This window comes from Maricaulis sp. MIT060901 (genome assembly GCF_047123815.1).
GTDB lineage: Bacteria > Pseudomonadota > Alphaproteobacteria > Caulobacterales > Maricaulaceae > Maricaulis.
On the sequence record NZ_CP138920.1, the window covers coordinates 2,515,826 to 2,537,640 of the forward strand.

At 61.6% G+C, this 21,815-nt stretch carries 23 protein-coding genes; 9 read left to right on the top strand and 14 right to left on the bottom strand.

What is annotated here, in order from left to right; translation table 11 throughout:
- Positions 1-3 precede the first annotated feature (3 nt).
- Positions 4-906, bottom strand: coding sequence for a hydroxymethylglutaryl-CoA lyase (locus SIC17_RS12320; RefSeq protein WP_412545551.1), 903 nt, complete (start codon positions 904-906; stop codon positions 4-6).
- Positions 903-2,822 carry a glycosyltransferase family 39 protein gene (locus tag SIC17_RS12325; RefSeq protein WP_412545552.1) on the bottom strand — a complete coding sequence of 640 codons (1,920 nt, stop codon included), beginning with the start codon at positions 2,820-2,822 and terminating at the stop codon, positions 903-905. The genes SIC17_RS12320 and SIC17_RS12325 overlap by 4 nt, the downstream gene beginning before the upstream one ends.
- A gap of 103 nt (positions 2,823-2,925) precedes the next feature.
- Here SIC17_RS12325 and SIC17_RS12330 point away from each other — a divergent pair, with 103 nt between their 5' ends.
- Both SIC17_RS12330 and SIC17_RS12335 read left to right on the top strand, forming a co-directional pair.
- The gene (locus tag SIC17_RS12330; protein ID WP_412545553.1) at positions 2,926-3,660 is read left to right on the top strand and encodes a glycosyltransferase family 2 protein; all 735 of its coding nucleotides are present in this window, start codon (positions 2,926-2,928) and stop codon (positions 3,658-3,660) included.
- Between the two features lie 138 nt (positions 3,661-3,798).
- Positions 3,799-4,191 carry a hypothetical protein gene (locus SIC17_RS12335; protein WP_412545554.1) on the top strand — a complete coding sequence of 131 codons (393 nt, stop codon included), beginning with the start codon at positions 3,799-3,801 and terminating at the stop codon, positions 4,189-4,191.
- 374 nt (positions 4,192-4,565) lie between these two features.
- On the opposite strand, the gene SIC17_RS12340 is transcribed toward SIC17_RS12335, so the two are convergent.
- A complete protein-coding gene (locus tag SIC17_RS12340; protein WP_291892357.1) occupies positions 4,566-4,892 on the bottom strand; it encodes a hypothetical protein in 327 nt (108 codons plus the stop codon).
- 175 nt (positions 4,893-5,067) lie between these two features.
- Positions 5,068-5,664, bottom strand: coding sequence for a polyhydroxyalkanoate synthesis repressor PhaR (gene phaR / locus SIC17_RS12345; protein ID WP_291892358.1), 597 nt, complete (start codon positions 5,662-5,664; stop codon positions 5,068-5,070).
- 156 nt (positions 5,665-5,820) lie between these two features.
- Between phaR and phbB the strand changes: the two genes are divergently transcribed.
- Together phbB and SIC17_RS12355 are read left to right on the top strand one after the other, a co-directional pair.
- The gene (gene phbB / locus SIC17_RS12350; RefSeq protein WP_412545555.1) at positions 5,821-6,546 is read left to right on the top strand and encodes an acetoacetyl-CoA reductase; all 726 of its coding nucleotides are present in this window, start codon (positions 5,821-5,823) and stop codon (positions 6,544-6,546) included.
- Between the two features lie 59 nt (positions 6,547-6,605).
- Positions 6,606-7,337 (top strand): DUF4908 domain-containing protein, encoded by a 732-nt coding sequence (locus SIC17_RS12355; protein ID WP_412545556.1) that lies wholly within the window; start codon positions 6,606-6,608, stop codon positions 7,335-7,337.
- Here SIC17_RS12355 and SIC17_RS12360 read toward each other — a convergent pair.
- Complete coding sequence (locus tag SIC17_RS12360) at positions 7,334-7,783, bottom strand: cupin domain-containing protein (RefSeq protein ID WP_291892364.1); 450 nt, start codon at positions 7,781-7,783, stop codon at positions 7,334-7,336. The two genes, SIC17_RS12355 and SIC17_RS12360, sit on opposite strands and share 4 nt — an antisense overlap.
- A 2-nt stretch (positions 7,784-7,785) precedes the next feature.
- On the bottom strand, positions 7,786-8,556 hold the full coding sequence (gene gloB / locus SIC17_RS12365) for a hydroxyacylglutathione hydrolase (RefSeq protein WP_291892366.1): 771 nt from the start codon (positions 8,554-8,556) through the stop codon (positions 7,786-7,788).
- Between the two features lie 65 nt (positions 8,557-8,621).
- Here gloB and SIC17_RS12370 point away from each other — a divergent pair, with 65 nt between their 5' ends.
- Both SIC17_RS12370 and hisC read left to right on the top strand, forming a co-directional pair.
- On the top strand, positions 8,622-9,407 hold the full coding sequence (locus tag SIC17_RS12370) for a methyltransferase domain-containing protein (protein WP_291892368.1): 786 nt from the start codon (positions 8,622-8,624) through the stop codon (positions 9,405-9,407).
- The gene (gene hisC / locus SIC17_RS12375) at positions 9,388-10,476 is read left to right on the top strand and encodes a histidinol-phosphate transaminase (protein WP_412545557.1); all 1,089 of its coding nucleotides are present in this window, start codon (positions 9,388-9,390) and stop codon (positions 10,474-10,476) included. Before SIC17_RS12370 ends, hisC begins: the two co-directional genes overlap by 20 nt.
- Here the strand turns inward: hisC and SIC17_RS12380 are convergent, their stop codons facing one another.
- From SIC17_RS12380 to ftsE, 5 genes are all read right to left on the bottom strand, one after another.
- Positions 10,477-11,478, bottom strand: coding sequence for a DUF2125 domain-containing protein (locus tag SIC17_RS12380; RefSeq protein ID WP_291892372.1), 1,002 nt, complete (start codon positions 11,476-11,478; stop codon positions 10,477-10,479). It abuts the gene before it with no gap.
- Positions 11,479-11,502: 24 nt separating this feature from the next.
- On the bottom strand, positions 11,503-12,210 hold the full coding sequence (locus SIC17_RS12385) for a lysophospholipid acyltransferase family protein (protein WP_291892375.1): 708 nt from the start codon (positions 12,208-12,210) through the stop codon (positions 11,503-11,505).
- Positions 12,210-12,797, bottom strand: coding sequence for a YdcF family protein (locus SIC17_RS12390; protein ID WP_291892377.1), 588 nt, complete (start codon positions 12,795-12,797; stop codon positions 12,210-12,212). Before SIC17_RS12390 ends, SIC17_RS12385 begins: the two co-directional genes overlap by 1 nt.
- Positions 12,798-12,885: 88 nt before the next feature.
- Positions 12,886-13,794 carry a cell division protein FtsX gene (locus SIC17_RS12395; protein ID WP_412545558.1) on the bottom strand — a complete coding sequence of 303 codons (909 nt, stop codon included), beginning with the start codon at positions 13,792-13,794 and terminating at the stop codon, positions 12,886-12,888.
- The gene (ftsE, locus tag SIC17_RS12400; protein ID WP_412545559.1) at positions 13,781-14,572 is read right to left on the bottom strand and encodes a cell division ATP-binding protein FtsE; all 792 of its coding nucleotides are present in this window, start codon (positions 14,570-14,572) and stop codon (positions 13,781-13,783) included. Before ftsE ends, SIC17_RS12395 begins: the two co-directional genes overlap by 14 nt.
- A 116-nt stretch (positions 14,573-14,688) precedes the next feature.
- Here ftsE and SIC17_RS12405 point away from each other — a divergent pair, with 116 nt between their 5' ends.
- Together SIC17_RS12405 and SIC17_RS12410 are read left to right on the top strand one after the other, a co-directional pair.
- Complete coding sequence (locus SIC17_RS12405) at positions 14,689-15,453, top strand: MJ0042-type zinc finger domain-containing protein (protein WP_412545560.1); 765 nt, start codon at positions 14,689-14,691, stop codon at positions 15,451-15,453.
- Between the two features lie 262 nt (positions 15,454-15,715).
- Positions 15,716-16,240: an ankyrin repeat domain-containing protein gene (locus tag SIC17_RS12410; RefSeq protein WP_412545561.1), complete on the top strand. Its 525-nt coding sequence runs from the start codon at positions 15,716-15,718 to the stop codon at positions 16,238-16,240.
- Positions 16,241-16,600: 360 nt separating this feature from the next.
- Here SIC17_RS12410 and SIC17_RS12415 read toward each other — a convergent pair whose 3' ends face one another.
- From SIC17_RS12415 to argH, 3 genes are all read right to left on the bottom strand, one after another.
- Entirely contained in the window at positions 16,601-19,153 is a 2,553-nt protein-coding gene (locus SIC17_RS12415) for a DUF4175 domain-containing protein (protein WP_412545562.1), read from the bottom strand.
- A gap of 225 nt (positions 19,154-19,378) precedes the next feature.
- Positions 19,379-19,534 carry an LPS translocon maturation chaperone LptM gene (lptM, locus tag SIC17_RS12420; RefSeq protein ID WP_291892389.1) on the bottom strand — a complete coding sequence of 52 codons (156 nt, stop codon included), beginning with the start codon at positions 19,532-19,534 and terminating at the stop codon, positions 19,379-19,381.
- Positions 19,531-20,958, bottom strand: coding sequence for an argininosuccinate lyase (gene argH / locus SIC17_RS12425; protein WP_291892391.1), 1,428 nt, complete (start codon positions 20,956-20,958; stop codon positions 19,531-19,533). The genes lptM and argH overlap by 4 nt, the downstream gene beginning before the upstream one ends.
- A 23-nt stretch (positions 20,959-20,981) precedes the next feature.
- Here argH and SIC17_RS12430 point away from each other — a divergent pair, with 23 nt between their 5' ends.
- Positions 20,982-21,575, top strand: a complete 594-nt coding sequence (locus SIC17_RS12430; RefSeq protein WP_291892393.1) for a TlpA family protein disulfide reductase — start codon at positions 20,982-20,984, stop codon at positions 21,573-21,575.
- Positions 21,576-21,815 lie beyond the last annotated feature (240 nt).

Here is a 21,815-nt window from a genome sequence, read left to right on the forward strand (position 1 = left end):
CGGTCAGGTTTTCGGAAAACCGCCCGCGCGGGACAGGGCGCTTTCGACCGGGTGTTTCAGCCCGTCCGTCTCCAGCCATTTTGCCGTCTCGATCAGCTTGTCCAGATCCAGCCCTGTCTCAATGCCGGCACGGTCGAGCATGTAGACGACGTCTTCCGTAGCCACATTGCCGGTCGCGGCGGGCGCGAACGGACAGCCGCCAATCCCGCCGACCGAGGCATCGATGACATCCACGCCTGCTTCGATCGCGGCATAAATATTGGCCATGGCCGTGTTGCGGGTGTTGTGGAAATGCATGCGGATGCGCATGTCGCCGGACTGCGCCTTGACGATATCCAGCGCCCGGCGCACGGACCAGGGATCGGCAACGCCGATGGTGTCACCCAGCGCGAACTCGACCGCACCGGCAGCGCGCGCCCGGCCTGCGAGTTCGCCAAGGATTTTCGGATCAACCTCGCCATCAAACGGGTCGCCAAAGGCCACAGAAACCGTCACCGAGACCGGAACGCCATCATCATGGGCCAGCACCGCGATCTGGTCGAACAGGTCGGCGGTCTGCTGCGGCGTGGCGTTCTGGTTCTTCAGCCCGAAACCGGGCGAGGCGACCATAACGTAATTGACTTCGTCACACCGACTGTCGAGGGCTCGGCGCATGCCTTTCTCGTTGAGGGCAAGGCCGATATATTTGACACCATCAACCCGCGGCACCTGTTGCATCACCTCGGCGCTGTCGGCCATGGCCGGGACAAGTTTGGGATGCACGAAGCTGGCGGCTTCCATGCGTTTCACACCGGCATCAATCAGGCGCTGGACGAACTCGATCTTGACGTCCGTCGGCATGAGCACCGGATCATTCTGCAGCCCGTCACGCGGACCAACTTCAACGATTTCAATCTGGCGGGTCATTGGGGGAGGCCTTGCCCAAGTGTGTGGTTTATCGCGTCCGCTAGTGACTCAATCGCTTCACTGGAGAACGCATCTTCGTTGCATCGTGTGTACAAGATCAGGAGGGTGGTTTCATCACCTCTTGAATAGTTGGTGCCAGACGCCAGGCTCCGATTGCAGACTTGCAGACTATGAACGACCGAATGCCAACCGATTTCCGCTGCGTGGGTTGTTGCTGACGGGTATTCTAGGCCAGCCGCCGTGGCTCTCTCGGTTAACCACTCCGGGATGGTCGCTGGTTGCTCATTGTTGCCAAGGGGAATCCAACCGCCTTCGCGAGAGAGGTCCAGCACCAGCATTGTCGGCTCTTCGCGACCTGCAGCGAAGGCGAGCACTTCCTCCGCCGTTCCAAGGATGGTGTCCGATCCCAGCGAGAACGCCAGGCTGGGCTCGGTAAAGCTTGAGGCTGTGATGATGTCGGCGGCGGGCACACCCGTGATCGTCTCGGAATATTCCCGTGCCGCACGCACCTGGTCCGCGAGGCGAACCGCATAGGCATTGGGCAGGGCGACACCGCGGGCGGCGATCTGCCAGGCGAGGCCGGAGGCAACGGCCAGGCTCAGTACCAGCAGGCCACTGCGGAGGCGTTCGCTGACCAGGGTCGCCCCGACAAGGGTCGCAAACACCCCGGTGGTCAGGACAACACCCGCGGCGATGGCCGGATCCGTCGCCAGGTCGAACCCGCCGTGGAAACCGGCCAGGGACAGGCGCACCGCATCCCAGCTGGCATTATTGCCATAGATCAGGAAGGCGGTCGGTATAACGATGGCAAAGACGAGTCCGGCAAAGGCAAAAAGACCCCAGCTGACCCATCGCTGCCATTTGGCAGACTTGCCGATCTCGACAAAGGCCCAGCCCGCCATCAGCGCCAGTGCCGGATAAGCGGGCAGGACGTAATGCGGCAGCTTGGTCGGCAGGATTTCAAAGACAAGCCAGGTCGGGACGGCCCAGCAGATCAGGAAACGCGCGGTGGAGGCGGCACGACTATCTTCACCCCGTACCGCGCTGACAATTCGAGCGATACCGGGCACCAGGAACAGCACCGCCGGGAAGAAGAGCAGGGGCGTCAGCAGCAGGTGATATCCAATCGGCCCGCCATGACGTTCATGGCTGGAGACCAGTTTGGGGCCCAGATCATCACCCAGCGCCTCGCGCAGGAAATTGCCGTCCGTGGCAATCTGGATGCTGATCAGCCAGGGCAGGACCATGGCGATGGCCAGGATCGGTCCCCACCAGACAGCGAGCGGTTTCAGCCAGGCGAGTTTTCTTTCCCAGGCAAACAGAGCGACGACGGCCAGTCCGGCGACCATAGGCGTGACGGGTCCCTTGATCAGGGTGCCCAGCCCGATGGCGAACCAGAAGATCAACGCAGTGCGCCAGCCGGCGGTCTCGCCGCTGCGCACATTCATCAAGGCGGCCATGGCCAGGGTTGTGCACCCGGCCAGCATGGCGTCGGTCTTGGCAATACCGCCCTCAATGCCCAGAAGCACTGTCGCGGCGAACATGGCAGAGCCCGCGAAGGCGGCCTCGCGCCCGATCAGCCGGCTGCCGCCCCAGAAACAGGCGAGCGCAGCCAGCAGGGCGCCCAGCGCTGACGGAATCCGATAGGCCCAGATCTCGCGCGCTTCCGCGTCGGACAGGGCCGAGACCGTGACCACCTGGAGCCAGTGAATGCCGATCGGTTTCTTGTTGCGCTCGGTGTCGAGGAAATTGATCTCGACGAAGTCGCCGGTCTCGATCATCTGCGCGGTCGCCTGTGCGAAACGGCTTTCATCCCGGTCCAGTGGCGGCAGGGTGAAAATCCCGGCAAAAGCGGATATCAGTGCAATCAATCCAATGATCACATAGGCGCGGGTGCCGCGAGCGAGCTCGGTCATGTAGAACTCCAAATGCCACGAGGCGTAAAAATACCTCGCGTCGTGTCGTAAACCCGGTATGTAACGGGGAACGCACATGACGCAAGCTCAAGCAGACACACAGATGAGCCAAAATCCAGATATTTCCGTTGTTGTCCCGGCTTATAACGAGGCCGGAAACGTTGTTCCGCTGGCCCGCGAGATCGCTGCTGCCCTGGAGGGTCGCAATTACGAGATCATTTTCGTGGATGACTGTTCCAAGGATACCACGCGCCAGGAGCTGATTGATGCGAAGGCTGAACTGCCCGCGCTTCGCGTTCTGGCGCACCGGCACAATGCCGGTCAGTCCCGTTCGGTCCGCACCGGTGTGATGTTTGCCCGCGGCACGGTCGTGGCGACGCTGGACGGCGACGGCCAGAACCCGCCGGAAAACCTGCCCACCGTGATCGATGCGCTGATGCGCGAGGATGCTCCGGAAGACCTGGCGCTGGTGGGCGGTGACCGCAGCGCCAATCGTCAGGACTCAGCCTGGAAGAAATTCGCTTCGCGTTTCGGCAACGGGATTCGCAAACGCATGCTGAATGATGATTGCAATGATACCGGTTGTGGCCTCAAGGCGTTCAAGCGTGATGTCTATTTGCAGCTGCCCTTCTTCGATCACCAGCACCGTTTCCTGCCTGCACTGATGAATCGGGAGGGTTTCAAGTGTGAATTCCGCCCGGTTACGCACCGCCACCGCACCATCGGAGCTTCAAAATATACGAATTTTGGCCGTCTTTTCGCCTCTTTGACAGACATGATGGGGATGATGTGGTTAAATTCGAGAGCACGGAATTCGCGTGGTGCGGATGAAGTCTAGTTTGAAGTCTTGAAAGGCGCGCTGGTCGCGCAAAGGAAAGGACACGATATGGCCGGAGGGGACAACGGCGTATTGTTAGGTATGATGGCGGCGAACCGCGCACAAGGTGGCGGTGGCCGGTCAAACGGGGGTGGCTCCATGTTCAATGTATTTCCAATGATGATTATTCCGGTGGCCGCCTATGCGGTCGCAGCCTTCATGGGCGTCGACATGTCGGCCGGTGTATTCTCAGTGCCGATGGTCAATGGCTCGCTCGAGCTGTCTGTCGGCGATATCCTGATTATTCTCGGCATGCTGATGCTCTTTGTCGAGCTGATCAAATCTGCCGGATCCGGCACGGCGACCATCGTCAATCACGGTCTGTCCATGCTGATCTTCGTGATCGCCATGGCGCTCTTCCTGCTGATGGGCCAGTTCGGCACCGCAGCCTTCTTCCTCATCACCTTGATGACGTTGATGGACACGGTGGCTGGTTTCGTCGTCACCATCGTTGCGGCCCGCCGCGACCTGGCGGTCGGTGGCGAAGCCTGATCCGATCACCACAAGCTGAACCAGAAACGCCGCTCCATTCGGGGCGGCGTTTTTTGTTGGTGGGGTGTGAGTTGTTTTGTGAGCCCCTCATCGCCGTTCTTCGCCAAGGCTAAGAAGGGCACTTCTCCCCGGGGGAGAAGGATGGTGACGCGTTATTCCTCTCCCCCACGGGGAGAGGTCGAGCGCAGCGAGGGTGAGGGGCGTGAGCGAAGCGAACCCAGTACCACATCGCAAGCGCCACAGGCGCCGCTCCATCGGAGCCGCGCGCGAAGCGAGTTGGCGGGCGACCAAAAAAACTTAGAACGTCACAAACACCAGGACCGTGCCCAGGGCGACGTCGCACCAGAAGCCGAATTTTTCATTGAGCAGGGTGCTCATGCGCACTTCTCCCAGCGCGGACGCGGGGCAGGGGTGGCAGCGGCGTTGGCATAGGCGCGGCGATAGCGCGCCTGTTCGCTGGCTTCGGCGCGGATACCGCGACGTGGATTGCCGGCGATGACCTGGACAACAACCTCCGCCGCAGCATTGCGCGCGCGCAGCGAGGTCTTGGCACGGGGCTCGGATTCTCGCTGGGTCGGGACGGGCACGAGCGCATTTTGTGGCTGCGACGGACGGTCATTGGATCCGCTCGCCTTACCCACCGGCGGTACACGCCGGGAGGTCGGGGTCGGGACGGTGACGAGGCTGCGGATCATAGTCATGCCAATGGTGTCGCAAGGCGCGTGCCAAGTGTTAAGCACTCATTAACCATGATTCTGGTCGCAAAACACAACCGCAAGCGCAAAAATGGCCCGGGATCGGATCGATCACCGGGCCATGTGTTTCATTCGGGTACGATTTTGTTAACCACAAGCCGTACAGCAACCGGTCAGGCGGCTAGTCCTTGACCAGCTTGTCCAGTTTGGCACGCATCGCATCCAGCTCGGCACGCATGGCAGCGACATCGTCGCTTTCCTTGGCAGCAGTGGCCGCTGGCTGGGCCGGGGCCTCGGCTTCCGGCGTGGTGCCGGCGGCAAAGGGCGTGAACATGCGCATGGCCTGTCCGAACATCTCCATATTGCGCCGGGTTTGTTCCTCCAGCATGGACATGCTGGCTTGCGGTGAGGTCATGGCTTCGCTCATCCGGGAACGGAACTCTTCCTGTTGCTGGGAGAAGTTATTCATCGACATCTGCAGATAGCCGGGAACAACACTCTGCAGGCTGTCGCCATAAAAGCTGATCAGCTGACGCAGAAAGTCGACAGGGAGGAGATTGGCGCCGCGCGCCTCTTCCTCGAAAATGATCTGGGCCAGGACACCGCGCGTTAGGTCTTCACCGGACTTGGCATCCACAACCTGGAAATCGGTCCCGTTTTTCACCAGATCACGGAGGTGATCGAGCGTGACATACTGGCTCGTGGACGTGTCATAGAGGCGCCGGTTTGCGTACTTCTTGATAACGATAACCGAAGCTGTGCCTTTGGATTGTGCCACTGCGAACTCCCCATCTCATCCTTCAGGCGAAATCTTCATAGGATTTTCGCTCGACAAGGACACTGATCTATATATCTAGGGGTTTACGCGCTTGAGGTGGTGTGCTGCAAGCGCGAAGAATCAATTTGTTCGCAAAAGCAGCATGGCGGGGGCAAAATGACACGCACTGCATTGGTAACAGGTGGCACGCGCGGTATCGGCGCAGCGATCTCGGTTCAGCTTAAAAATGCCGGATACACTGTGATCGCGAATTACGCCGGTAATGACGAGAAGGCGAAGGCCTTTTCCGAAGAGACCGGCGTTGCCGTCGTCAAGTTCGACGTCGGTGACTACGATGCCAGCGTGGAAGGCATCGCAAAGGCCGAGGAACTGGCCGGAGCGCCGATAGATGTCCTGGTCAATAATGCCGGCATCACCCGCGACGGCATGTTCCACAAGATGACCCCGGAACAGTGGAATGACGTGATCCGTGTGGACCTGACATCGCTGTTCAACACGACACGTCCGCTGATTGACGGCATGCGTGAGCGCGGCTTTGGCCGGGTCATCAATATCTCCTCCATCAATGGCCAGAAAGGCCAGATGGGCCAGGTAAACTATTCCGCTGCAAAGGCGGGTGTGATCGGTTTCACCAAGGCCCTGGCCCAGGAAACCGCGCGCAAGGGCATCACTATCAACTGTATCGCCCCGGGCTATATTAATACCGACATGGTGGCTGCAGTTCCGGAGAAAGTCCTCAACTCCATCATCGCTGGCATTCCGGTCAATCGACTGGGCGAGGCCGACGAGATTGCCAAGGCTGTCGTCTATCTGGCGAGTGAGGATGCCGGTTTCATGACCGGTTCCGTGATGACCATCAATGGCGGTCAATACATGGCGTAAACCCAATTTGCACATTCTGCCCCAAAATTGCCGTGATGGAGGGCAGAATGATGTACGGGATGACGCGAATACTAATTGCCATACTAACGGCTGCCATGTGCGCAGGCGCTGCAGCGGGTTACCAGGCTAACCCGCTGCGCGACCGCCTTTTGCGAAATGAACGATCGCAACTGGCGTCGTCCTGGTACCAACGTGCCGACAGTGGCGATTTTTTCCTTTTCGACCGCACCAATACCGTGGCCCTGCTGCGCGAACGTGATGACCCGGACGCCGAAGTCCTGGTCCTGTTCGCCAATCGTGCGCCGGGTGGTGGTACGTCCTTTGTCACCGATACCGGACGTGAAGTCGTGCGCCTGACTGCTCTGGGCGGCACCACCTACTTCCCCCTTGATGCGCCCGATGGCGTGATTGCGGACTATGCCAGCCCGGCTGGTGGCCTGGCGCCCCAGCCGCGTTCGCCGAACGAGGTGCGGGACCGTGCCGAGGACCTGGCCGGTACGCTGGCAGAACTGCTCAGCACCAGCTTCGACCTGGAATACGAACCGGCGCCGCGCGCGGGACTGGGTGTCCAGTACGATACATTCAATGTCATCGAGAAAGCTGTGCGCCAGCTGCGCTCTGACCGTCGTCGCATGCCGGAGCTTGCCAGATTGCGCATTGTCATTGGCGGCGAGCCCGGGGCACGCTGGGATGATGACGAGTTCGTCGTGTCGATTGCTCCGGAGTTCGGTTATGCCGGCCGTCCGTCTTCCGAACTCATCGCCAACGCGTTGATGGACGAGACCAGCTAGGTCTGGACGTCGACCCGCCGGTCATCCGGCGCCCATTCTGATGGCGCCATCTCGAACCCGGAAAATTCAAACCCCGGTGCAACCGTGCAACCGACAAGTGTCCAGTCGCCAAGGCTTTGCGCAGCCTGCCACGCCTGTGTCGGAACAATGCCCTGGGGGCGTTGCCCCGAAACGACGTCTGGACCCAGATCGATATCTCGGCTGGTTTTACCGTCTGTGCTGATACTCAATCGCAGCGGGGCGCCGGCATGCCAGTGCCAGACTTCCAGCGCATCCACCCGGTGCCAGTGCGAGCGGTCCCCCGCTTCCAGAAGATAGTAGATCGCTGTTGAGCGCGCGCGCCCGTCCGGACCGTTCACATCGCGAAATGTCTCGACATACCAGCCGCCTTCCGGATGGCGCTGCATGTCCAGTGCGTCGATGATCTGTTGTGCGGTCTGGGTCATGGTCAGAAACTGTCCTTGCGGCGGCGAATCTCGGCGAAGACGTCTTCATCATCCTCGCGGACCATGTTCAGGCGCAGACGGATGGCCGGGTCGCCGGCGCGCAGGAAGGGGTTGGCCGCCTTTTCGGCCCCGATTGTTGTTGGCACCGTCGGTTCACCGCGCGCGCGCTCGGCCTCGACCATCGCTGCATAGGCCTGCAGGTCGGTATTGTCCGGGTCGACAGTCAGGGCAAAGGCGGCATTGGCGGCCGTGTATTCGTGCGCGCAATAGATCTTGGTCTCGTCTGGCAGCTCTGCCAGCCGGTTGAGGCTGTGCCACATCTCAGCCGGTGTTCCCTCGAACAGGCGCCCACACCCCAGGGCGAACATCGTGTCGCCCACAAAGGCGGCTTTCTCCGTGGGAAAGAGGAAACAGATATGCCCGCGGGTATGTCCGGGCGTGAAGATCACCTTGGCGCGAAAACGGCCCAGCTCCACGATGTCCCCGTCGGCAACTTCGTGATCAATGCCGGGAATGCGGTCGACGTCATAGGATGGGCCGACAATGCGGGCGCCGGTGGCGGCCTTGATGGCTTCATTGCCGCCGGCGTGATCCCGGTGGTGATGCGTGTTCCAGACCTGGGTAATCGTCCAGCCGGCCGCCTTGGCCTCGCGCAGGATGACCTCCGGGTCCGGGGTGTCGATTGTAGCCGTCTCGCCACTGTCCGGGTCGTGGATCAGATAGCCGTAATTATCGGAAAGACATGCAAATTGCCGGATTTCTAATGCGCTCATGATTGACTTCAAAACCGCTGCGGAGTGGATTGGACCTGTCTAGAACAAACTGCGGAGCAGACCTAGTGCGTCGTGATGCCATCGAACTTGATCGTTTTTACCGTACGACCCGCGGCGCCCTGGCACAACGTATGATCGAGCGACGTCTGGGAGCGATCTGGCCCAATCTGAAGGACCTGGATGTGCTGGGCGTGGGATATGCCACGCCCTATCTGCGCGATATGCAGGCCTCGGCCCGGCGCTGTATCGAACTGATGCCCAGCGCCCAGGGGGCCATTGCCCCGGCTAGCCCGTCCAATATCGTCATGGGCGACGAGACGCGCATGCCGTTTCCCGAGGCGATGTTTGATCGCGTCTTGATGATCCACATGCTGGAAGAGGCCGAACACCTGCCCGGCCTGTTGCGGGAGACCTGGCGGGTGATGGCGCCGGAGGGGCGGGTGGTCATCGCGACGGCCGCGCGAGCCGGTGTCTGGGCATTGTCCGATGCCACGCCCTTTGGGCATGGTCGGCCCTTTTCACGCGGTCAGCTGACGCATCTGCTCGATGATGCCCTGTTCGAACCGGTGGCCTGGTCACGCGCGCTGTATGCCCCGCCCTGGCGCTGGGCGTCGGGCAAGGGCATTGCCAGTGCCTGGGAAAAGGCGGGCGAGAAATTCTGGCCGGGCCTGGGTGGATTGATCCTGGTGGAAGCCGTGAAACGCACCAATGCTCTGCGACCGCTGGGCCGTGCTGCGCGCAATGGAGCGCGAGCCCTTGATGAACGTACCCGCCCCGCGCTATCTCCCCAGCAGATCAATACTGACCTGCGTTCCGAGAAAGGCGCTTCCTATGACGATCCAGCCCTGTGACGGCATTCTCGACATCCGCCCCTACAAGCCCGGTGCTGCGGATGCGCCCGGTATCGAAAACCCGGTAAAGCTCTCTTCCAACGAAAACGCCCTGGGTTGTTCAGGCAAGGCGGCGGAAGCTTTCCGCAATTCCTCCGGCGACCTGCACATCTATCCTGACGGTGGCGCCACCATGCTGCGTGAGACAATCGCGCGTGAAGAAGGCCTGGAAGCGGACAATATTGTCTGTGGCTGTGGTTCGGATGAGCTGTTGCAACTGCTTGGCCGCGCCTATCTCAACCCGGGCGACAAGGTGGTCCAGTCCCAGTACGGCTTCCTGGTCTATCGCCTTGTAGCCATGCAGAGCGGCTGCGACATCATCTCGGCGCCGGAGAAGGGACACCGCACGGATGTCGATGCGGTGATCGAAGCGGCGGGTGACGATGCCAAGATCGTTTTCCTGGCCAATCCGAACAATCCGACCGGCACCTATATCTCCGATGCCGAGGTTCGCCGCCTGCGTGATGCCCTGCCGCCGACCACACTGCTGGTGATCGATGCGGCCTATGCGGAATTCGTTCGTGAAGCGGATTACACCGCCGGCCTGGAGCTGGCGCGCGAGCGTGATGATGTCATCGTCACCCGCACCTTCTCCAAGATCCACGGTCTGGCAGCGGTGCGTCTGGGCTGGGCTTATGCTCACCAGTCCATCATCGATGTGCTGAACCGTGTGCGTGGGCCGTTCAACGTCAACCTGCCGGCGATCGAAGCTGGTACGGCGGCGATCCAGGATCGGGATTTCATGAAGCGTTCCGCGGACCACAATGAGGAATGGGTTGCCTTCCTGCGTCAGCAGATTGGTGGTCTGGGCCTGGAAGTGACACCGAGCGTCTGTAATTTCGTGCTGGTTCACTTCCCGTCAGAAGGCGAGAAGACCGCAGCGGCCGCTGACGCATATCTGACCGCCAAGGGGCTCATCGTCCGTCCGGTTGTGCCCTATGGCCTGCCGAATGCCTTGCGCATAACCGTCGGCTCCGAAGCGGAAAACCGCGCCGTGGTCGACGCTCTGCAAAGCTTCATGAAAGGCTGATTATTCAGCGAGGCGTCCGATACGTACCGGACCCAGATACACGCCGCCATCGCGCAGCCGGAAGCCGAGCGATACGCCTTCCGGCCCGCGCGGGGCCATCATCGCCGCCAGGCGAAGCGCTTCCTCATTCTCCTGCGGGATCAGGCCGGCACCGACCAGCGCCACCGCCAGGGAATCCGGATCAGCGATCGAGATGGACAGGCGTCCATCCGGCTTGAATTCGTCATCCAGCCCCAGCTCGCCTTCACCGCCATTGAGTTGCGCCGGGCCCCAGTTCAGCAGGGCATCATGGATCTGCAGCTGACCGCCTGCGCGGGCCCAGCTGCCGATATCGCCATCGCGGGCGAGGGCTGTCCATTCGGTGACCGCAAAGTCCAGGCGGAATTGCTCGCCGGTCTGACCGAAAGCGCGGATCAGGTCCTGCGACCCGTCCTGTTCGCTGGCGCGCACGCCATTGGCCTGGATGCGCACCCGCAGGGAATTGTCTGCCTCAACCGATCCGCCCAGAACGAAGCTCTCGATGAATTCGATGTCCAGTGGATCGCCAGCCAGGGATTCCACGGATAGCGCCAGAATTTCCGCGCCAACGCGCTCGGTCTGGCCCGCATCATTTGTGCGCAGGCTGACGCGCGCTTCCTGAGCGTTCACCATCAGCTCACGATCGGAGCGGATGTGCATCGGGCCGCCAAAGCTGACGATCCAGTGCGAAAAGTCATAGGGCAGGGCATTGGCCTGCAGGCGTTCCAGCGTCGCGTTCCAGCCGCCATCACTGCGCGGGGCGGTTATTTCGGCTCCATCGATCTCGATCTGGAAACGATAGGGATAGCCGCGCACACGCAGTTCGGAATAGGCGATCTGATAGCCCTGGCTCTCGTTTTCCTCGACCCAGTCGAGAACGGCTTCATTTACCCGGCCAGCCGCGTAGAACCAGTAGATGGAATAGAGCACCAGGAGCGCAATGATGCCGACCAGCGGCAGGATAAACTTCATATGCGCGCGCAACGCCTTACTCCTGTTGGCGGCGGATCAGCTTTCGAGCAGGCGATCCGACGCGGTACTGATACGCTCATGCAAGGTCCGCATGAAGGTGGCCTTGTCCAGACCCGGCTCAATCGGCTCGAGAATCTCGACAATGATCGTGCCCGGTTTTTTCAGGCCGCAATAGTTTTTCAAATATACGCCGGAGTTCAAGGCCACCGGCACACACGGCACAGCCATGGATTGGTAGAGCCCTGCAATACCCGGCTTGAGCTCCGGATTATCGCCCGGTTCCACCCGCGTACCTTCCGGGAAGATCAGCACCTGGCGACCGTCCTGACCGCGCTGGGCGGCGTCCTTAAGCATTTTGCGCAGGGTTTTCGAACCGCCCTTCCGGTCAATGCTGATATTGCCCAGCTTGACCGCGTACCAGCCGAAGATCGGCATGTAGACGAGGGATTTCTTGAGGATGATGGCCGGGTCCGGAAGGATGCCCCAGAAGGCCAGCGTCTCCCACATGCTCTGGTGTTTGGACGCGATCAGCGCACCGCCAGACGGCAGGTTTTCGCGACCGCGCACTTCGATCTTCACACCGCAGATCACGGCAAGGCCGGGCCAGAGCAGTTTCAGATAGAATTTGAGCAGGCCTCGGCTCCAGCTGCGCGGACCGAGGATGAGAGGGATGCCGCCGAGGCCGACGATGATCATCAGCCCGTACATATAGATGTAGAAGAGGAAGGAGCGAATTGTGGTCATCAGGCGTTTTCACCGTCATCCAGCAGCGCCGAGCCCAACCATACTGTCGCGAACTTGGCGTATTCCTGGGTCCATAATCGTGCCGTCGCCGGAGTTTCCCAGGGCGGTGATGTATGAACCGGATAGGCGATCAGCTCGACATTCGGCATGGCGCGCTTCATTTCCAGAAGGCTCCGCGGGAGATGATAGTCTGAGGTCACAATGATCAAGCGATTATAGCTGTTGGACCGGGCCCAGCGCGCCGTCTCGCGCGCATTACCGACCGTGTCATGAGCCTGGCGGTCCAGGGTCACACAGCAATCCAGCGTCGCCTGGTCCAGGCTGGCCTGATCGAGAATGTCGGCGTTGGAGACCGAACTGTGAACGCCGCTGATCAACAGGCGCGGTGCGCTGCCGGAGCGCAGGAGTTCACCGCCCGCGCGCAGGCGTCCACTGTCACCGGTCAGAACGACGATGGCATCGGCAGAAAGGTCACCCTGGGGCTGGTCCAGACTGCTGACGCGGCCGGCAAAACTGGCAAAGCCGATCAATGCACCGACGACGGCGATAAAAGCCACAGCCTGCAGAATGCGGATCGTCACTCGCACGCATCATCCCCATAAACGACACCATCAACACTGGACGCTGAACAGGCTATTCGCAAGCCATTTTCGCCTATGTTTCCGTGGCGTAGGACTACCATCGCCCGCGCAGATCCGTGGCCACGGCCAGCCGCGCCGACAGGGCCGAAGTTGCTCCGGCCAGCAGGGGCGCAATGCCCAGCATCACCAGTTCGAATGGCGCCATCGTCCAGCTCGGCAGGAAAAACGCCATATCGACACTATTGCCCCCGGAACTGACCAAAACGGAAACCAGGACGGCGATCAGCGCTCCGGCCGTACCGGATTTGAGCCCCAGCATGAAGAAGCGGCGCTGGAAGAGGGCAGCGATGAAACGGTCCTCCGCGCCGGAAAGGTGCAGTGCATCGATAACATCGACACGTGCTGCCAGGCTGGCGCGCGCCGCGAAGGCGACAACGGCAGCCGCCGCTCCGGTCAACAGGGTCAGCAGTGCAAGGGCAAGCGTGCGGGCAAATCCGGCCGCTCGGCGGACCGCCTGGGCCCATTGCGCATGATCATCCACACTGGCGGCCAGCCCGGCATTGTCCAGAGCGGTCTGGAGGTCGCTGACGGCCAGTTCGGCGCCGCTTTCCAGGCGCACATCAACCAGCAGAGGAAGGGGCAGATCATCCGGGATATTGCCTTCACCCAGCCAGGGCGCGACGAGCGCCTCGGCATAGGCGCGGTCACGGGCGACGGCCCGGTCCACACCCCCGATGGCGCTGATGATCTCCGCCGCCTGCTGGGCATCGGCCTCGATATCGCGCTCGTCCACCGGGCGGATCTGGATGGTCAGGCTGGTTTCGAGGTCCGATGTCCAGGTCTCGGCCTGCTGCCAGGCGCCGCGGGCGCCCAGGGCGGCGATACAGGCCAGGAAAACCAGGATCGCGGCAACCACGAACAGCGGACGATCACGTCCTGCATCGGGCGGCAACAGGGCGCCGGCTCCGCCCTTGGGCGGCGGGGGAATATCATGTGTGGTCATGATCACCCTCCGGGCGTTCGATATCCTGCGCAGCCGCTTCGTCCTGCATCTCTTCGGAATTCTCTTCCACCGTTTCCGGTGCGTCATCCAGCTCGGACATGTCCAGCTTGCCGTCCGGTGCGTGGGCATAACGCTGGCTGCGTGGCGGGCGGATGTGCAGATGCCCGTTTGACAGCGTCATTACGGGCGCATCCAGCAGGCGGACCAGCTGCAGGTCGTGGGTGGCAAACACCACCGTCGTTCCCAGCTTGTTGAGCTCGACAAACAGGCGCAGCAGGCGCATCGCCATCTCGCTGTCGACATTGCCGGTCGGTTCGTCGGCGATGAGGATTTCCGGCTGGGCAACGACCGCACGGGCGATGGCAACACGTTGTTGCTCCCCGCCGGACAAGGTCGCTGGTTGAGCACTCATCTTGTCACCCAGCCCGACCCAGGCCAGCAACTCCGCGACATCCTCGGCATAGTCCGTGCGCTTGCGTCCGGTGACCCTGAGGGGCAGGGCGACATTGTCGAAAACGGTGAGATGATTGAGCAGGCGGAATTCCTGGAACACCACACCGACACGCCGGCGGATCTGTGGCAGTTCGTCCCGTGTCAGCCCGGCCGCATCGCGTCCGAAATAGGAAATCGTGCCGCGCGAGGGCTTGGCAGCGAGATAAATCAGCTTGAGCAGCGAAGTTTTGCCCGCACCGGACGGTCCGGTGAGGAATTGGAAAGATCCGCGTGGTAAATCAAATGACAAGTCGCGCAGAACCTCTGGCCCGCGTCCATACCGCATGCCGACATTGTCGAAGCGGATGACAGGCTCAGCGGCGCTGCTTGGTGTATGTAGATGACTCGGCTCTATGGAAGTCTCCATCGCTGTCGGGTCGGCCGGAAGTAGTAACGACTCAGATGAGCATAGTACTCAGCTGTCCTTCTTGTTCCACGAGCTATCGCGCTGATCCACAGGCGATCGGCGCGAACGGTCGTCGTGTGCGTTGCGCCTCGTGCGGTTATGTCTGGTCTGCCAAGGTCGAGGACCCCGAACAGCTCCCCGATCTCCAGCCGGCGCAACTCGAGGAAGAAACCCCGGAAGTCGTTGAAGAACCGAAAAAGCCCCACGAGGCTTATCGGGAGCGTCAGGCGAAAAAGAGGCAGACCATGTCCGCTGCCGTGGCCGGTGGTGCCTGGGGCGGGCTCGCAATTGCCGTGTCCCTGGTGCTGACCTGCGCCTGGATTTTCCGCGTCGATGTTGTCACCGCTTTCCCGCGGGCCTCGTCTGCCTATGCAGCGATGGGCTCGACGGTGAACCCCTATGGTATCTCGGTCGGTGAGCTCAATGTCAGCCACCAGATCGAACACGGCGTGCCGCTTTTGATCGTCGAGGGCGATCTGCACAATTACGACCGCCGTTCCCGTCCGGTCCCGGAAGTCCGCGCCGTGCTGCGCGATGACTATGGCCAGTCATTGCTGGAATGGACGGTCAATTTGGACGTCCAGGATCTCGATGCCGGCGACCACGAAGCCTTCCGCACCATCGTCTCCGACCCGCCTCCGGGAACGGTCGAGGTCGAGGTTGTCCTGGTGGACGCCATCACCACGCATCTTGAAGAGACCGGCCATGGTGAGGTGGGCGAGGTCGTGGCGCATGATGCGGCTGAGCAAGAGCATCACTGAGTTGGGTTTTTAGTTGGCCCTTTGGGCCGCACCCTATCCGCCCGCTTCGCGGCCACCTTTCCCATCAAGGGAAAGGAAGAATCTCTATCCGCGACATAGCCATCCTCGCCCTTGATGGGCGAGGGGGACCATTGCGCAGCAATGGTGGAGTGGGTGCGCGCCGTGAGGCGCATCAAAACAGTGAAAAACCTGATCCATCGCAATAAGCTGCCCGGAATGGATGGTTGGCAACGACCCGTTTCTGCGATGAGGATCTGTCAGAATGCCTGTTGAAACAGAAATTGATAGCGTGAATTCAGCGATTTACGATGGAGACATCGCTCGCTTGGAGAAGCTGCAACGAGGCGGAGCGGACCTAGGCTACATTTACCCCGGCGACAACTGGAACTATCTCTCCGGGATGCTGAGTGCAAGCGCCAAACATCTCAGCGTTGAGATGATTCAGTTCCTGATTGACGCAGGCAATGACGTCAATCTCGTCGACCAATACGGCAATACTTCAGTGATGTATGCGGTGCGGGCCAAACGCGCTGATATTCTTGAGGTTCTCCTGAAAGCGGGAGGATTGGTCAATTACTTCAATATCGACGAACAGTCTCCGTTGGTGCTGGCGGTGGAAACTATTGATACAGAATACCTGTGCGCAAAAGTATTGTTGAAACACGGAGCCGATCCAGAGCTGGAAAGTGAGACCGGGATCACCGCGAAAAAGGTCGTGGAACAGTTCATGAGTTTACAAGTTGCTAATCAAGCGTTGCGGCAAGTGTATGAAGAGTTCTTTGTGTAGCGGAGGCTTGATTACTGGGGTAGTTGGACACTTCCACAACTTTCAACTCCCATCCCATTTTCCGCCCAGTTTGCCATGACCGCTGACGCCGTTTTTTGAGCAAACCTGTAGGGTGTGTTCGAGTTTTTCAGTTGGCCCTTTGGGCCGCACCCTATCCGCCCGCTTCGCGGCCACCTTTCCCATCAAGGGAAAGGATGAATCTCCATCCGCGACATAGCCATCCTCGCCCTTGATGGGCGAGGGGGACCATTGCGGAGCAATGGTGGAGTGGGTGCGCGCCGTGAGGCGCATCAAAATTTAAAGGAGGGAAGCGGCGACGTAGCGAGCCGGATGGGGCTGTTCCCCTCCGGGCTTCGAAACCTAGAACCGGTCCAGCAGGCGTTCGATATAGTCCAGCTCGTCCTGTTCGCGGCCGGCTTCGGCGGCGCGGCGACGGAGTTCCTCGAGGATTTCGCGGGCGCGGGCGCGGCTGAGTTCGTCGGGGATTTCTACGCCCTGGCCGTCGGCAAATGATCCTTCAGCCGGACGACCCAGCGGGTCCTCTTCCTGGCCGTCTTCGCCCTGGCCATCCTGGCCCTGTTGTTCTGCCAAACGTTCCAGCAGGTCGGAGGCGAGCTGTTCGGCGCCGGCGCGCAGCTCGGCAAGCGCGTCTTCCTGGGCATCGAGAGCAGCCTGGGCATCGCCCTGGCGCAGGGCCTCCTCGGCTTGTTGCATGGCGCTGGCGGCATCACCGGCGGACTGGTCAGCGCCTTCCGGCAGGGCCTGGAGCGAGCGTTGCAGCTGTTCGGCCAGTTCGGACTGCATGTCGGCGAGTTCCATGGACCGTGCCGCGCCGCCATCCTGGTTCTCGGCAAGACCGGAGGGGATATCACCGCTCTGCTCGCCGCCCTGACCGGACTGACCGCTTTGCGGCTGGCCACCTTGTTGCTGTTCCTGCTGCATGCCAAAGGTCTGGTCCTGCAGGTCACGCTGTTCGCCGATCATGTCGCCCAGCTCTTCAAGGGCTTCCTGGATGGCTTCGGTGACCGGGTCTGGCTGATTGCCTTCACCACCGCCCTGGCCCATCTGCATTTCCATGTTGCGCAGGAGTTCGCTCAGCGCAGCGAGCGCCTGGCGGGCATCGGCAGTATTGCCCAGCTCGGCTGCATCGCGCAGGGCGTCGAGCAGGGCCTGGAGGGCTTCATTGTTGAGGCTTTCACCGCCGCCGCCTTCATTTTCATTCTGAGCCTGGACGGCTTCGCGGGCGAGGGCGGCCATGTAGTTTTCCATCGCCTGTTCAAAGGCCTCGAACAGGGCTGCCAGCTCGGTTTCGTCCGCGCCGCGGGCAAGGGCTTCAGCCAGGGCGCGTTCAGCAGCACGCAGGGCAGCCTCGGCATCGGCCAGCGAGCCCAGCTCGGCGCGCAGGGCGATTTGCCAGAGATCATCTTCGATCGTGCCCAGGTCTGCGCGGTCACGGGCGCGGCGCAGGCGGTGCAACACCTCGCGCAGGCCGAGATAGACAATCGGATCGTCGAAGAAATAGCGCGGCGCATCGGAAATCGCGTCCAGCGCCAGGGCAACCCGTTGCAGACTTTCCGGCGCTCGCTCGATGCGCCGTTCCGGTTCCTCGGCCAGATAGGCCGGCCCCGGCGGAATCTCTTCGCGATACATCACCGGACGATCTTCCAGAGGTGCATAGGCAGTCGTGGTCAGCAGAACCTCGCGACGCTGTTCGGCAACAGCGCGGGCCAGCGCATCCAGGAAAACGCGTTCGGGCAGGGTGGTGGCCAGCTCGGGTGAACGACCGACATTGCCGGCGGCGTCCTCGGCCAAAACACGAATATCGACACGCGACCCGGCCAGCGCGTGTTGAGCGGTCTCAAGCAGGGTCCGTGTCGCGCCTTCCGCCTCGATGGTTGCAATGCCAGAGGGTGTGATTTCGAGCCGGTCCCACTCTGCATCGCGCTCGCCCTCGGGGCGCAGTTCAAGTGCGTAGGCAGTGGCACCGTAATCGTCGACGACGGAGAATTGCAGATCCAGCTCGCCGTCCGCGGTGGCCTCGGGGATGTCGAGTATACGGACTTGTGGCGGCGTGTCGGCCAGAACATCCAGCGTCCAGCTGCGTCGGGTGGAGCCGGAAATCAGTCGAACGGAGCCGTTCTCCTGCATCACGACGCGCGCTTCCCAGACACCATCGCCCAGCTCGTTGACCTCGGCGCGCTCGCGACCTTCCGACGTCTGCTGGGTGACACGCGGGCTGCGGCGGCTACCGGCGATGCGGGCGATGAAGGTTGCGCCCTGGGGCACGTCGGCACTGGTCTCGTCAGCGTCCAGGAAAATCGGTGCGCGGCCTGTATAGGCAGGCGGGTCGATCCAGGCGTCCAGCGTGATCTCGCCGGCATCGACATCCATCAGCGCAGGCTCGAAAGCCTCGCCCAGGCGATCGCGGGCAGTCGGGCCGGCGATGAACCAGGCGCTCAACAGGCTGACGGCGAGGATGCCGCGCAGCGCCCACGGATCCAGCATGCCCCAGGCCGCCTTGGGGCGGCGGGCAAAGGCGGATTGCAGCCGCCGGGCCATGCGCTCCTGGTGAGCTTTCCAGACAGACAGGGCGACCGGGTCATCGTCAGAAGGCTGATCGATCAGTGCTTCGTGCGGACGGGCGGAGATGCCGCTGTCTTCCTCGATGCGGCGGGTAATGTCTTCTTCATCCGGCCAGGCAAAGCCGCGAATACCGGGTCGTGTCAGCCAGACCGCACCGGCGATCAGGGCGAGCGCGGAGAGGGCACGCCAGGGGTCGCCATAAGTCTCCCACACGCCCAGCAGGGCCATGAGGGCGAAAACCGACAGCGCAGCAAAGGTCGGCCAGAGGACGGGTGCGGCCCGTTCCCAGCACAATGCAATGGCTGCGATAAGTTTCGTACGACGACGCATGCAGCAAAACTTAGCACGCTGGCCTGCCAGCGACAGCGTCAAACGCATTACGTTTTGGTGAGTAAGGAAATGCCTTGATCTTCCCCCACGGGGAAGTGCCGGAACGCAGTGGAGGCGAAGGGGGCTAGCGTAGCGAGCTTGCCTACGGGCTCACGCCCTCCGGCCCCTCCGTCTCCGCCTTCGCCAGGGCTCCGGCGGAGCCACCTCCCCGGTGGGGAGGATGACCTAGCCCTCATCATCCTCTTCGGAGCGCTGTTCCTGTTCGTAATCCGCCGGATTGCCCCACAGAGGCTCCGGGCGTTCCAGATCACCGCGCAGGCCGCAGGCGGCGACAGCGAGGGTGCTGAGGATAACGAGGGTGAAAGTGGCGGCGCGTTTCATCGGACTTCTTCTCCGGCAAGGCGTTGGGTCCAGGCCTGGACCTGTTCGCGTACACGCGTCGGCGAAGTGCCACCGAAACTCGTACGGCTGTTCATGGATGCCCGCGCACTCAACACTGAAAACACGCTTTCGTCGATAGCTTTGTCGACGCTTTGCATCTCTTCCAGCGAAAGCTCGGCGAGGGGCACGTCCTTTTCTTCTGCCAGACGGACAATGGAGCCGGAGATGTGATGGGCGTCGCGGAAGGGGCGACCCAGTTCGCGCACGACCCAGTCGGCGAGGTCGGTCGCGTCGGAATAGGCCTCACCGGCCGCTTCCTCCAGCGCGTCGGCATTGAAGCTGAGATCTGCGGCCATGCCGGCCATCGCGGCCAGGGCGAGTTCCAGATCGTCCACGGCCTGGAAGGTCGGCGCCTTGTCTTCCTGCAGGTCTTTTGAATAGGCCAGTGGCAGGCCTTTCACGACGGTGAGCAGGCCGGTCAGGGAACCAATAATGCGGCCCGGCTTGGCACGCACGAGTTCGGCGGCGTCGGGATTGCGCTTTTGCGGCATGATGGAGGAGCCGGTCGACCAGGCATCCGACAGGGTCGCGAACTGGAAGCGCTTGGTGCACCACAACACGATCTCCTCAGCGAAGCGCGACAGGTTCACAGCGCAGATCGAGGCGGCGGAGAGCACTTCCAGGGCAAAATCCCGGGCGGCTACACCATCCAGCGAATTGGCCATCGGCCGGTCAAAACCCAGTTTTTCTGCAGTCATATCGCGGTCAATGGGAAAGGCCGTGCCAGCCAGGGCGGCGCAGCCCAGCGGGCTCTCATTCAGGCGTTTGCGGGCGTCGCGGAAACGGCCTCGATCGCGTTCGGCCAGTTCGACATAACTCAGCAGATGGTGAGCCAGGGAGACGGGCTGGGCCGTTTGCAGATGGGTGAAGCCGGGCATGACCTGTTCGACATGTTTTTCCGCCTGCTGGACCAGGGCATGCTGATAGGCGGCGAGGCCGGCATCGATGCGGTCGCAGGCATCGCGCAGCCAGAGCCGGAAATCCGTCGCTACCTGGTCATTGCGCGAGCGCGCCGTGTGCAGGCGACCGGCGGGTTCGCCGATGATTTCCTTGAGACGCGCCTCGACATTCATGTGTACGTCTTCCAGCGCCTTGGACCAGGCAAAGCCGCCCGCGCGGATCTCTTCACGAACCTGTTCCAGCCCGCGCTGGATTGCCGCTGCATCCTCGCTTGAAATTATCCCGGTTGCGCCCAACATTGCAGCATGGGCGAGGGAACCCTGAATGTCCTGTTCAGCCATGCGCTGGTCGATATCGATGGAGGCATTGATGGCTTCCATGATGTCGCTCTGGCCGCCGCTGAAACGGCCGCCCCACATTGCGCTCGTGCCGGTCTTGCTGGTCGGGGAGTTGTCGTCTGCCATTGGACTTGCTCAAGGAGTTCGAGATGAATATTTCACCGCTGAAAGCCGGCCTGATCATCATGCCGCTGATCGGTGTGGTCGCCATCCTATACGTCGTATTCTCGGCGATGGACAGTGGCGGCAACGGAAGCCTGGACAGTTATGCCAACGGTCACATGAGTGCCTTCCGCAGCGAGCCGGAACCGCGGCCGCAGCCAACGGTCGTCTATACCGGTGCGGACGGGGGCGAGGTCCGTTTGTCGGACTATCGCGGCAAGGTAATCCTGGTGAATTTCTGGGCCACCTGGTGTGCGCCCTGTGTCGAGGAAATGCCCGCGCTGAGCAATCTGCAGACAGCCCTGGGCGGTGAGGATTTTGAGGTCGTCACCATTTCCATGGATCGCCGCATGGAGGATGCCGAGAATTTCCTGCGAAACATGGAGTTGGAAAATCTCCCGCTGATTCATGACAGCACGTTCGGCTCCATGGCCCAGACCGGTGCCGTCGGCCTGCCCATGTCCATTCTCTATGATGCCAATGGTCGCGAGATCGGTCGCTTGCCAGCACCGGCCGAGTGGGATCATGCGGACGCCATCCGCCTCATCGAGGCCGCGATCCGTTTCCACGGCGCACGCTGAGACACAAAAGAAAAGCCGCTCCCGGCGGGAGCGGCTGAAGTTGGAATCTCAAGCCGAGGGATAATCGAGCCTGAAGCCCGTTCGGGGAGGATCGGGTCGGCGCTGTGTCTAAGGTCCCACCGCGACGGATGTGTGACGGTTTGAAGATGCTTCTGAGACGATGCAGGACATAAAAAAGAGAACCCCGGAAGCGGTTGCTTCCGGGGTCTTTTGTCAGATCGTTCTGACAGGGATTGTACG

Bases quoted from the DNA above. Each gene is read 5' to 3' on its own strand.
- SIC17_RS12320 (WP_412545551.1), bottom strand. From the start codon at position 906: ATGACCCGCCAGATTGAAATCGTTGAAGTTGGTCCGCGTGACGGGCTG.
- SIC17_RS12325 (WP_412545552.1), bottom strand. From the start codon at position 2,822: ATGACCGAGCTCGCTCGCGGCACCCGCGCCTATGTGATCATTGGATTG.
- SIC17_RS12330 (WP_412545553.1), top strand. From the start codon at position 2,926: ATGAGCCAAAATCCAGATATTTCCGTTGTTGTCCCGGCTTATAACGAG.
- SIC17_RS12335 (WP_412545554.1), top strand. From the start codon at position 3,799: ATGTTCAATGTATTTCCAATGATGATTATTCCGGTGGCCGCCTATGCG.
- SIC17_RS12340 (WP_291892357.1), bottom strand. From the start codon at position 4,892: ATGACTATGATCCGCAGCCTCGTCACCGTCCCGACCCCGACCTCCCGG.
- phbB (WP_412545555.1), top strand. From the start codon at position 5,821: ATGACACGCACTGCATTGGTAACAGGTGGCACGCGCGGTATCGGCGCA.
- SIC17_RS12355 (WP_412545556.1), top strand. From the start codon at position 6,606: ATGACGCGAATACTAATTGCCATACTAACGGCTGCCATGTGCGCAGGC.
- SIC17_RS12360 (WP_291892364.1), bottom strand. From the start codon at position 7,783: ATGACCCAGACCGCACAACAGATCATCGACGCACTGGACATGCAGCGC.
- gloB (WP_291892366.1), bottom strand. From the start codon at position 8,556: ATGAGCGCATTAGAAATCCGGCAATTTGCATGTCTTTCCGATAATTAC.
- hisC (WP_412545557.1), top strand. From the start codon at position 9,388: ATGACGATCCAGCCCTGTGACGGCATTCTCGACATCCGCCCCTACAAG.
- SIC17_RS12385 (WP_291892375.1), bottom strand. From the start codon at position 12,210: ATGACCACAATTCGCTCCTTCCTCTTCTACATCTATATGTACGGGCTG.
- SIC17_RS12395 (WP_412545558.1), bottom strand. From the start codon at position 13,794: ATGACCACACATGATATTCCCCCGCCGCCCAAGGGCGGAGCCGGCGCC.
- ftsE (WP_412545559.1), bottom strand. From the start codon at position 14,572: ATGCGGTATGGACGCGGGCCAGAGGTTCTGCGCGACTTGTCATTTGAT.
- SIC17_RS12405 (WP_412545560.1), top strand. From the start codon at position 14,689: ATGAGCATAGTACTCAGCTGTCCTTCTTGTTCCACGAGCTATCGCGCT.
- SIC17_RS12410 (WP_412545561.1), top strand. From the start codon at position 15,716: ATGCCTGTTGAAACAGAAATTGATAGCGTGAATTCAGCGATTTACGAT.
- SIC17_RS12415 (WP_412545562.1), bottom strand. From the start codon at position 19,153: ATGCGTCGTCGTACGAAACTTATCGCAGCCATTGCATTGTGCTGGGAA.
- lptM (WP_291892389.1), bottom strand. From the start codon at position 19,534: ATGAAACGCGCCGCCACTTTCACCCTCGTTATCCTCAGCACCCTCGCT.
- argH (WP_291892391.1), bottom strand. From the start codon at position 20,958: ATGGCAGACGACAACTCCCCGACCAGCAAGACCGGCACGAGCGCAATG.
- SIC17_RS12430 (WP_291892393.1), top strand. From the start codon at position 20,982: ATGAATATTTCACCGCTGAAAGCCGGCCTGATCATCATGCCGCTGATC.